Source organism: Emticicia sp. (genome assembly GCF_049241225.1).
GTDB lineage: Bacteria > Bacteroidota > Bacteroidia > Cytophagales > Spirosomataceae > Emticicia.
Genome location: NZ_JBMLRC010000458.1, coordinates 1 through 10,642, shown reverse-complemented (window position 1 = coordinate 10,642; position 10,642 = coordinate 1). Strand labels below are relative to the sequence as shown.

Annotated in this window: 5 protein-coding genes; 1 reads left to right on the top strand and 4 read right to left on the bottom strand. The window is 38.1% G+C overall.

Translation table 11 applies throughout. The annotated features are described in order from the left end of the window. The 3 genes from ACOVO2_RS23505 to ACOVO2_RS23495 all read right to left on the bottom strand — a co-directional run. The coding region (locus tag ACOVO2_RS23505) for a VCBS repeat-containing protein (RefSeq protein ID WP_421772314.1) at nt 1-2,636 on the bottom strand (2,636 nt) is incomplete at its 3' end. A 154-nt stretch (nt 2,637-2,790) separates the two neighbouring features. Then, nucleotides 2,791-4,482, bottom strand: coding sequence for a RagB/SusD family nutrient uptake outer membrane protein (locus ACOVO2_RS23500; RefSeq protein WP_421772313.1), 1,692 nt, complete (start codon nt 4,480-4,482; stop codon nt 2,791-2,793). A 20-nt stretch (nt 4,483-4,502) separates the two neighbouring features. Then, entirely contained in the window at nt 4,503-7,685 is a 3,183-nt protein-coding gene (locus ACOVO2_RS23495; protein WP_421772312.1) for a SusC/RagA family TonB-linked outer membrane protein, read from the bottom strand. A 286-nt stretch (nt 7,686-7,971) separates the two neighbouring features. Between ACOVO2_RS23495 and ACOVO2_RS23490 the strand changes: the two genes are divergently transcribed. Then, nucleotides 7,972-8,724: an NUDIX hydrolase gene (locus ACOVO2_RS23490; protein ID WP_421772311.1), complete on the top strand. Its 753-nt coding sequence runs from the start codon at nt 7,972-7,974 to the stop codon at nt 8,722-8,724. A 286-nt stretch (nt 8,725-9,010) separates the two neighbouring features. Here ACOVO2_RS23490 and ACOVO2_RS23485 read toward each other — a convergent pair whose 3' ends face one another. After that, the gene (locus ACOVO2_RS23485) at nt 9,011-10,459 is read right to left on the bottom strand and encodes a nicotinate phosphoribosyltransferase (RefSeq protein ID WP_421772310.1); all 1,449 of its coding nucleotides are present in this window, start codon (nt 10,457-10,459) and stop codon (nt 9,011-9,013) included. Nucleotides 10,460-10,642: the final 183 nt, after the last annotated feature.

Genomic DNA, 10,642 nt, shown 5'->3' with positions numbered 1-10,642 from the left:
GCTTCAATTGTATTCCACCAACCCTCACTATTCGGAATTGCCACTGGTTGTTTGAAATCGCCCTTTTCATTTAAATAGACCAACACAGGCATCCATTCTCCGACCACAATTAAATCGGGCATTTGGTCTTTGTTGAGGTCTGTCCAAACAGCATCAGTAATCATTCCGATTGGGCCAGTAAACTCAGAAGTTATATCGAACCAAGCACCACCGCCATCATTACGTAGTAAAAAACTTCTTGGCGTAAGCCCATAGCCACCCGGGACGGCTTTACCGCCAATAAATAGGTCAACGTCTCCGTCTTGGTCAAAATCAGATGGTTTGATACAACCTAATTGGCCTGCTATTTGAAAAGGTGAGTTAAGTTGTAATGAAAAAGTGCCTTTTCCATCATTTTCATAATAGATTGCTTTAAAGCCATTTACGCCATCACGGTATTCGTTGCCGCCCAAGCCCACCAAATAATCTAAATCTTTATCGCCATCGGCATCGAATAATGCTCCCGAAATACTTTCTGTTTTTTTCATGGATTCAAAGGCAGCTTGTTGGCTTTCAACAAACTTTTCTCCTAAATTTAAGAAGAGTTTATCAGGCATGTCTTTAGCTCCTTGCATGATAAAATCTTCTTTTCCATCGCCATTTACATCACCTTTGATGAGTTTCGGTCCTTCGGTCGAAAGTACATGCGGCATGAGGCGGTCGGAGTCATAATCAACGTAGTTGTTTTCTACGTGGATAGCATTTGTTAGGATACTTGAACTGTTTTCTGCAAAAGTTGGTAGTGGGTTACGCGTACGGGGTGTATATTTTTGTTTTGCTTTTGAATAATCTAAGGTAATTGTTTGATTTGCTTTTGGATTTAAAATTAATTCGGTCTGTAAATCGGCCCATACAACTCTAATCGAGTCAATTGCTGGGTTTTTGCCTAAACCAAAGACCAAATTAGGTGCTACCGAACTTTCAAAACCTCTTGATGTAAGGTTTTGTGCCATCTGCATCTCTCCTTTTTGGTATAACCAAACACTTGCACCAATTCCAAAGGCGTTGGTGGTGCTTCCTTTAAAATTAAACTTAACGAAGTTATTTTTCTTGTCATCGGCTGCGGTGCTTTGGTAAACAAATGCAGGCATATTTACGTTATTGACAACCAAGTCTAAGTCTCCGTCGTTATCCAAATCGCCATAAGCAGAGCCGTTACTGTAAGATTCTTGGTTGAGGTTGAGTTGTTCGGCTACATTGACGAAAGTCATAGCCGAACCTCCACCTTGATTGAGGTAAGCGTAGTTTTTGCGTTGGTTATGTGGTAAAAATTTTACAAAATCTCGAAAATCGTATTTACCTTTTTGCTCAACAACTTTCTTTATTTGCTCTTTATCGGCAATGAAATCAACAAAGTCAGAGTCTGTTATATCGTGGTAAACGCCATTGCTTACAAAAAGGTCTTTTTTGCCATCGAGATTCATGTCAAAAATCAAGGCTCCCCACGACCAGTCAGTGGCGGCAACTCCTGAAAAATTGGCCGTTTCGTTGAAAGTTCCATCTCCCTGATTGACCTGCAAGCAATTTTGAACGTATTGATAGTAATAGCTATTACGAAATCTGAAATCGAACAGATAATAGTCATCAAATTTTGTGGCAGCTTTCAATCGTTGATTATCGGGCGGAAGCATGTCGGTACTAAAAATATCAAGATGCCCATCGTTGTTTAAATCGGCAATATCCGAACCCATACTCGCCAACGAAGTATAACTCATCGCTTGAGTAAGATTCTCTTTAAAAGTGCCATTTTTCTGATTAATGTATAAATAGTCACGTTCCCAAAAGTCATTTGAGACATAAATGTCAGGGTAAAAATCTCCATTTACATCGCCAACCGAAATTCCAAGTCCAAATCCAATATTTGATGAAAAAATACCTGCTTCTTGGGTTATGTTTACAAACTTTCCGTTGTTGTTTTTATAGAAACGGTCGCCACCTTCGGCGGTTGGGTCAAATATTTCACGACTCGTTATTGAAATCTTTTCGGGGTCTTTGTAGCTATTGTTTAGCACGTAGCAATCTAAATCACCATCTAAATCATAATCGAAAAACGCAGCGTGTGTTGAAAGTCCATTATCGTTCAGGCCAAATTCTTTGGCTCTTTCCGTAAATGTATTGTCTTTATTATTGATAAAAAGTTCGTTTTCTTTATTTTCTTTGGTAGCATCGCCAGAGTAGCACACATAAATATCTAAGTATCCATCGGCGTTTACATCAGCCATCGTCACCCCCGTACACCACGATTTTTTTCCTGCTACGCCTGCTTTTTTGGTAATGTCTTCAAATTGTAGTGGTTCGCCGTTGCGGTTTCCTTTATTGAGATACAGTTTGTTGTCGGTCATGTTGGCCGTAAAATAAACATCGTTGAAACCATCGTTATTTATATCGCCAATTGCCACGCCGCCACCGTTATAATAATTTCGGTAGGAGAGGATATTAAAGTTTTCTTGGTCTTCAACCTTATTTTCAAATGTTATACCTGTTGTTTCACTGCTTAATAATTCAAAAGCCGACACCTCGCTTGTAAGAGGTTGGGGGCTTTTCTTACAAGAAAACAGTGATAATATGCAGTATGCGAGCAATAGTTTGTATTTCATTGGGTAATCAATCTTACTATTTTGATTTTTAAGGTAAAAATAACCCAAAAACCAATCTTTAAAAGCAAACTCGAAATTAAATAAAATTAGGGCGGGAAAAACTCCCACCCCATTTTGGCCTTAATCAATTTTAATCTAATTAATCTACTTTAATTTAAAACCCAGAATTTTGCTTAAGCTTACCACCTGAACGGTCAATTTCAGTTGACGGTAAAGGATATGCTACGTTTTTATCCGATGGTTGGAGAGCAGTGGTTAAAACTGAAACCAATTTGCTCTCTCTTGATAAATAGCTCTTAATTACCGTTGGCAAAGTACCCCATCTTTGAAGATCAAAGATACGGTGTCCTTCTAATGCCAACTCTAATCTTCTTTCAGTACGAACTGCCTCGCGAGCAGCATCTTTATTCGTCCACGCAGCTGTGTATTCGCCAACTTTATATTTAGCCCATGTGATTTCTGGCGAATTGATTGGCACAGCAATCGCTGATTTACCTTGAGCACAGTTTCCTGCACGTTTACGAATTTGATTTACATAAGCACGAGCTTTGTTTAAATCACCAACTTCAACTTCGCATTCTGCTGCCATCAACAATACATCCGAATATCTCAATAATTCAACGTTAAGGTTTGAAAGTTGAGCACCAGCCCACGAACCTGACAATGAAGCATCGTTTTTAGCGTGTGCGTTTTTCTTAGGTGAATACCAGCCTGCATAACCCGAACCACGAATCCAGTCATTTTTTTGTACACCCCAGTCTAGGTAAGGTACATCAGTTCTACCCATTGTCCAGTCGATACGAGGGTCAAGTACATCAGATGCACCAGCTTCGATTCTTTTCAAAGTTGCACCTTCTGTAGAAATTGGTAAACCATTGGCATCTACTTTATATGCCCAAGCAAGGTCATAAGTAGGGTTTTTAAATCCACAACATCCATAAGGGCTTGAACCATGAGGCATGGCTAAACGCTCACCAAAGTTTGAGTTTTGGCCATCGCCATCACCATCGTTTACTGATGTTTGTACTGCGAAAAGAGATTCACTGTTGTTGTCACCTGCAACACTAAAGTTATCATAGAAGCAATCAGCTAAGCTGTATTTTCCGCTGCTAATTACAGTATTGAAAGCTGCTAATGCACCAGTATAATCTTTGTTATAAAGTTTTACTTTACCTAAAAATGCCGTTGCAACAGTTTTATCAACACGACCTTTTGCCGTTTTATTTGCAGGAAGCAAAGCAATGGCTGCATCTAAATCTTTAATGATAAGTGGTAAAACTGGTTGGTCATTTGGTTTTTGGAAATCGGTATCTGTTTCGTAGTAGTACGGAACGTTTTTCCAAACTTTATATGCTTCAAAATGATAATAAGCTCTCAAGAAAGTAGCTTCACCAATTACCTCGTCAGCAAATGTTTTATCACCAGGATTGTTTTTCAAGAATTCTTTTCCTGTGTTGATTGCTGAATTTGCTCTAACTACACCTTCGTAAGTAGCAACCCACTTAGAACGAATCTGAGCATTTGCTGGTGTCCATTGGTACAACTGGAATGTAAGAATATCGTCACCATCACCAGGCTCCGAACCTTTGTGAGCATCATCGGCTGCTACGTTGAAAGTCCAGTTTGAAGGAGCAGTTCCCCACGCATTTTCGTTCCAGTTACCTGTCCAGCCAATTAAGCTTTTGTAAGCTGCAATCAACGTGGCATTTACTCCATTCTTACTCGAAGCAAGTGTAGAGTTAGATAACGCCGCTTGCGGTGGCGTATCAAGAAATGAATCCTTACAAGCAACAACTGCACTTGCTAATGCAGCTACTACAATAGATATTTTTAAAATATTTTTCATTTTTTTCTAAACTTTTTTAATTAAAATTCAAGATTTACTCCAACTGACATGATTTTATTCGACGGATAGTTACCGTTGTCATAACCTGTACGAAGGTCATTTACGTTACCTGCGTTACCAATGTTTGCATTCGACACGGCAGGGTCAGCACCTGAATATTTAGTAATTGTAAATAAGTTTTGGCCTTGTAAATAAACACGAGCAGAAGAGAATTTCAATTTATCTGCAATTGTTTTAGGAATTCTATAACCGATTTGGAGGTTAGCCAAACGAGTGTATGAACCATCTTCAACGTAGAAGGTAGAAGCACTACGGCTTGCGGCATCTAAACCATTGATTTTAGGGTTGTTACCGGTTCCTTCAATTTCCAATATACCTTTCATTACGTTTGAGTTAAAGTTCATGAAGTAAGTTTGGATTTTGGTTGCATTAAAGATTTTATTACCATAAGAACCAAAGAAGAATGCAGTCACATCGAAGTTTTTGTAGTTTGCTCCGATATTCCAACCAGCAGTTAATTTCGGATGAGGATTACCAATGATAGCAAGGTCACTGTCATTGATTTGTCCATCGCCATTTACATCTTTAAATTTCAAACCGCCAACAAATGAACCTGCCAATTGTTTAGCTTTTTCAGCTTCTGAAGTAATTAAACCTTCTACGATAAAGCCTCTGAATGATGAAATCGGATAACCAACTTTATTGATAAATGTACCATTCGATTGTGGTAAACGTTCTGTTAGGTTATCAGATGGGAAGAATTCGTCTGAGTTATCAGCAATTTTCTTGATTTCGTTTTTATAGTGCGACAAGTTTAAGCTTGTATTGAAACTCAAATCTTTGTTCACATTTTTACGATAGCCAATAGCCAAATCGAAACCTGTGTTTACCATCGAGCCAACGTTTACGAATGGTGGTGCTGCTGCACCTGCTGTACCTGGCAACGCTGGGTTATACAAGAGATTGTCAGTATTACGCTTGTAAACATCTAATACGAGAGTTAATGAGTTGTTTAAGAATGCTGCATCTAAACCAAAGTTTTGAGTTTTTGCAGTTTCCCATTTAGTTGCAGCATTACCACGTGTTGTGAGTGAATAACCAGTAGCAACACCTCCATTTGAACCGTTGATATCGTAGAATGTTCCACCAACCGAACCACCGTAAATATCGGCGAAGTTGTAGTTACGAATATTTTGGTTTCCAACTTCTCCGTAAGAGGCACGAACTTTCAAATCTGTCAACCAAGTAAGGTCTTTCATGAAAGATTCTTGTGAAAGTCTCCAACCTAATGAAACCGCAGGGAAGATACCATAGCGTACATCAGATAAGAATCTTGAAGAACCGTCACGACGGATTGTTGCTGAAATCAAGTATTTATCATCGAATGAATAATCGGCTTTACCGAAATAAGAAGCCAATTTACTTTCTCCACCACCTGAGTTAACCTGACGTGAACCTGGGTCTGCAAGAGCTGTTTGTAAATAGAATGAGTTAACATTCATTGTGAAGAAGTTTGCAAGGTTTCCGTTGATATTGCGGTTTTTGTTTGCAATTGCTTCTTGTCCAACTAATAAATTCAAGCCATGTATGCCAAATCTTTTGTTGTAAGCAGCAGTATTTGTCCAAGTCCAAGTGAAAGTTTGGTTCCAGCCTTCGTTGAATGAGTTTTGAGTTTTATTACCTTCAACACGGTAAGGCTCTGGGTACGTAAATCTACGGTTCCAGCCATTACCGAAGTCAGCACCAAAGCTTGTGCGTAAAGTTAAGCCATCAATTATATCATACTCAGCATAAAAATTACCCAAGAAACGATTATACTTGTTAGTATTATCTTTATTGTTAATCAATACTTGTGTTGGGTTTGTAAAGTTACCAGTTTGAGCAGTAAGGTGACCTCCTGGATTTCCTTTGATATCGTATAAAGGTACAATCGGTGTTGCTTTCAAAAGGTTACCTAAAACCCCTTGTTCGTTATTGCTTCCACCAACAGAACCAATACCAACACCCCAGTTTGCCGAATACATCATGTTTTCGCCTAATCTCAATTTTTTAGAGATTTTGAAAGCCGAGTTTGCACGAATAGTACCACGATTAAAATCAGTAAAGTTCAAGATACCTTCTTGCTTCAAATAACTACCCGAAATACTGAATGTTGCCGACTCATTACCACCCGATAAATTAAGGCTATGGTCGTGCATTTGTGCCGTACGAGTCATTTCATCCCACCAGTTAGTACCTACTTTATTAGTTTCAGAAACTTGGTTGTTTAGGATGTCATATTTCGCTGGGTCCCAAAGTGTTGGGTCGCTTGTATGAATATATTGTGGCAAATTGTTAGGGTCTTTTGCATACCATGGAGTATTGCTTGCATCAGTGCTGAATTTACGTTTCATTGCTTCTGCATAGTATGATGAACTTGTATTCAAGATATCATCATATCCTTTTACAGGATTCACTAAGCCAAAAGCACCATTGTATGAAACTTTAGTTTTTCCTGCTTTACCTCTTTTTGTAGTGATTACGATTACACCATTCGATGCACGTGAACCATAAATTGAAGCAGTAGAAGCATCTTTCAATACCTGAATCGACTCGATATCATCAGGGTTGATTGTGTTTTGATATTGGTCTTGTACAGGCACACCATCAATTACATAAAGAGGGTCGTTACTTGTAAATGATCCAATACCACGTACACGTACGTTAGTCGCATCGCCAGGTGAACCAGATGACGAGATTGTTACCCCGGCAGCTCTACCAGCTAAGTTTTGAGTAAATGAGCTTGATTTGATTGATTTCAAGCCTTCTGCCTCAACAACTGTAACCGCACCAGTGATATCACGTTTGCGAAGCTGCTGATAACCGGTAACAACTACCTCTTGCAAAGATTGTGCATCTGGGTCGAGAGAAATGTTGATGGTTGATTGATTTCCTACCGTAATTTCTTTTTGAGCATAACCCAAGAAAGAAACAACAAGTGTTGCGGAGTTTGGTACACTGATAGAATAATTACCCGTTCCATCAGCCGTTGCTCCAGTCGAAGTTCCTTTTACTGTAATTGATGCACCTGGAAGTGCGTCTCCATTTGCTGAATCAGTTACTTTTCCCGAAACTTTACGTTGGGCAAAAACAACCGAAACCGAGAAAATCATCAATGAAGTGACTAGGATTTTCCCAAATGTTTTTTGGTAAAATTGTTTCATTTTGTTTTGTTTAAAAATTTGATTGAGGTTTATTTATATTGTTTTTAAGTAGTTGTACCATAAAATTTCGATTGTTATGGTACTATTAACCATAAGTAAAAGCTGCTTGTGGTTAATTTGACCACAAGTATACGGGGCTTTTTTGTATTTGCAAAGTATTGTTAAAGAAATTATTTAAAAAATGCAAAATATGAGTTTTTGAATAGTAGTATTGTTGTTTTGTGTTGGACTAAATAAAGTTTTACTTTATTTAACTAGTTCTAGAAAAATTAAATTTTGTAGGTAATTGTGTATATACGTTGATTTTTTTGTGTTAAATTGCGTTATTATCCTAATAAAAGATATATTAAAATTGCAATACTCTGATGATATTATTGACGCACTCTCGATTGACTGCGTTATATTTGGCTTCAAAGAAACTCAACTCTATGTTTTGCTGGTAAAACATGGTATTGGGCCTACGCTTGGACAATGGGCATTACCCGGAAGTTGGATTAGATACAATGAGAGCATCGATGAAGCTGCTACTCGAATCCTTTCCTCACAAACGGCTGTAGAAAATATTTACCTTGAACAGTTTAAAACCTTTGGAGATCTAGATCGTTTTCCAGGTCGGCGAGTAATTACAATAGCTTATTATGCACTTGTCAATATCGAGAATTTTGAGCTTCATGCTGGGCCTACTGAAGCAGATGTACAATGGTTTAAAGTACAAGAGTTACCTACGATAGCTTTTGACCACCATAAAATCTTTGAAAGCTGTTTCCAATTTTTACGTCATAAAATCCAACACGAGCCAATTGGTTTTAATTTATTGCCGCCAAAGTTTACATTATTACAACTACTTGAACTTTATGAGGCCATTTTAAACCAAAAGTTAGATAAGTCGAACTTTAGAAAAAAGTTTTTGAAGATGAATCTTTTGGTAGATACAAAAGAACGCCAAAAAGATGTTTCACATCGGGCAGCAGCTCTTTACCGCTTTGATGAAAATATCTATAATAAATTGTTGGATAAAGGTTTTATTTTCGAGGTTTAACATGTAAGAGTTCGAAAATAATACTCGGCTAAATTGATAATCGTGATTGTCTTTTGGTGTTTTATTCTCAATCGTTTTTTTATTTTAGCACAGTTGTTAGATTTTTTTAAGTTTGAATCTTTACAACATTTTGATGGTATTTCTTGGGCAAAAATCATAGTATTGGACATCAATAAAACGAGGAGCAGAAAGCTGAATTTTCTCATTGTTTCAAAAAGGGTCTAAAAAAAATTACTCATTAGACCCTTTCGATTGATGAAAGTAACCGTTGAAAAACTTAAATTTTTTATTTGATACGTTTTCTGATTTCGGATAACGAATGATCAATCAAAAGTTTTCCATCTCTAAATACTTCTTGCAGCTCACCTTGTTTTTCTTCTTCCCACGAAACTTGGTCTTTTAGCTTGTATTGGCCATTTTCTAATACAATTTTCATTAAACCTTTGGCCGATTTCTTAGTACCATCGTCAGTAATTGGGTCTTTGAAAATCTCACGGCCTTCATCATTGACTTCGCCATAAGTGGCTTTCATCGCAAAACCGAAAGTATCACGGGTATTGTACTGATAGGTGTAAGAGCCAATTCCCAAAACGATATTGGTAGAGGCAAAACCTTTTTGTTTGAGTCGCTCACAGATTTGAGTAGCTCGCTCAATCGTGATACTATCTCCATAGATTGCACCAATTTGTGGGGCTAACTCCTTAAACCCTTTTTCGTTGATTTTTCCTCCGAATACTTCCCATAACAATTCAATTACTCCCTTTTGTTCTTTTTCGGTTTTGCCGTTCGGATTACCGCAGATTATATCAACTGGATTACCACTATCAGGGCGAATCACTACTTTTCCATCTCTACCTATTATTTCGTTTTTGAGTTTGGGTAAATATTCGGTTAATACTTTCCATAAATCCCAAGTATCAGAAACGATAGATACAATGCCTTTGGGATAAACTTCACAAATGAGGCGTTTGAAGGTTTCGTACTCGCCTTCGGTTGTTCCCATGCACATAACAGAGTGTTCGGTAGCGGCAACAGAGCCACCTATCAATTCCGTTTCTGCATTGGCATTGTAGTATTCTTCCAGAAAATCAATGGCTGGAATAGTATCCGTACCTGTAAAACTCAATAAATGTCCTGCTGCTGAGGTAACGGCTGCTTCAATGCCAGCCATGCCACGCATAGAAAAATCATGTCCTTGCCAATCGACAAATGTTGGAATTGAAGAAGTCTCGGTAGCATATTTATCTAAAACTTTTCTGTATTGTCGGGCAATGGAGGCCGATGTACAAGGCATCCAGATAATGGCTGAAAGTAATGTCTCGAAATAATTTGTTAGCCAGAAAAACTCTGGTTTGGTATTATACATCGTAAACATTGGCACTCGTGTAGGTACGCTTACACCTTCGGGTAATGCCTTGAAAACCATCGGAATATAACCTAAATCGTGAAGGTCTTCGATATGTTTTGTACCAACTTGATTTTCCCCTAAATAATTATTGATTCTACGTGCATATTTCTTTACTACCTCTTCTTTTGGTTGTTTGAAGAAATAGGTGTTGAAGTCTTCGATGACATATTTTTTGAGAAAATATTGAAGACCAAAGAAAACAACTTCTTTAATGCCCTCGATGCGAGATTTTCGAGGAGTCCAATTAGAATAGACCAAACTTGTGCCTTCGGGGTATTGGCGGCGATGGTCAACTTTGTAGCCATCGGTTAATAATAGTGGGTTCATGGTGGTTTTGTTTTTTGAGTGTCTTCATAAGGCGATGCCTTATGTTAGTTTGTGTAGCCCTTTCAGGGCGATTTTTATGATGTTGTTCCACTGTATTCATAGGGCGTTGCCCCATGTTAATTTGTTTTGTCCCGTTGGGACGTTTTGTTTGATATATGTTCAATATGCCCTGAAAGGGCAAAA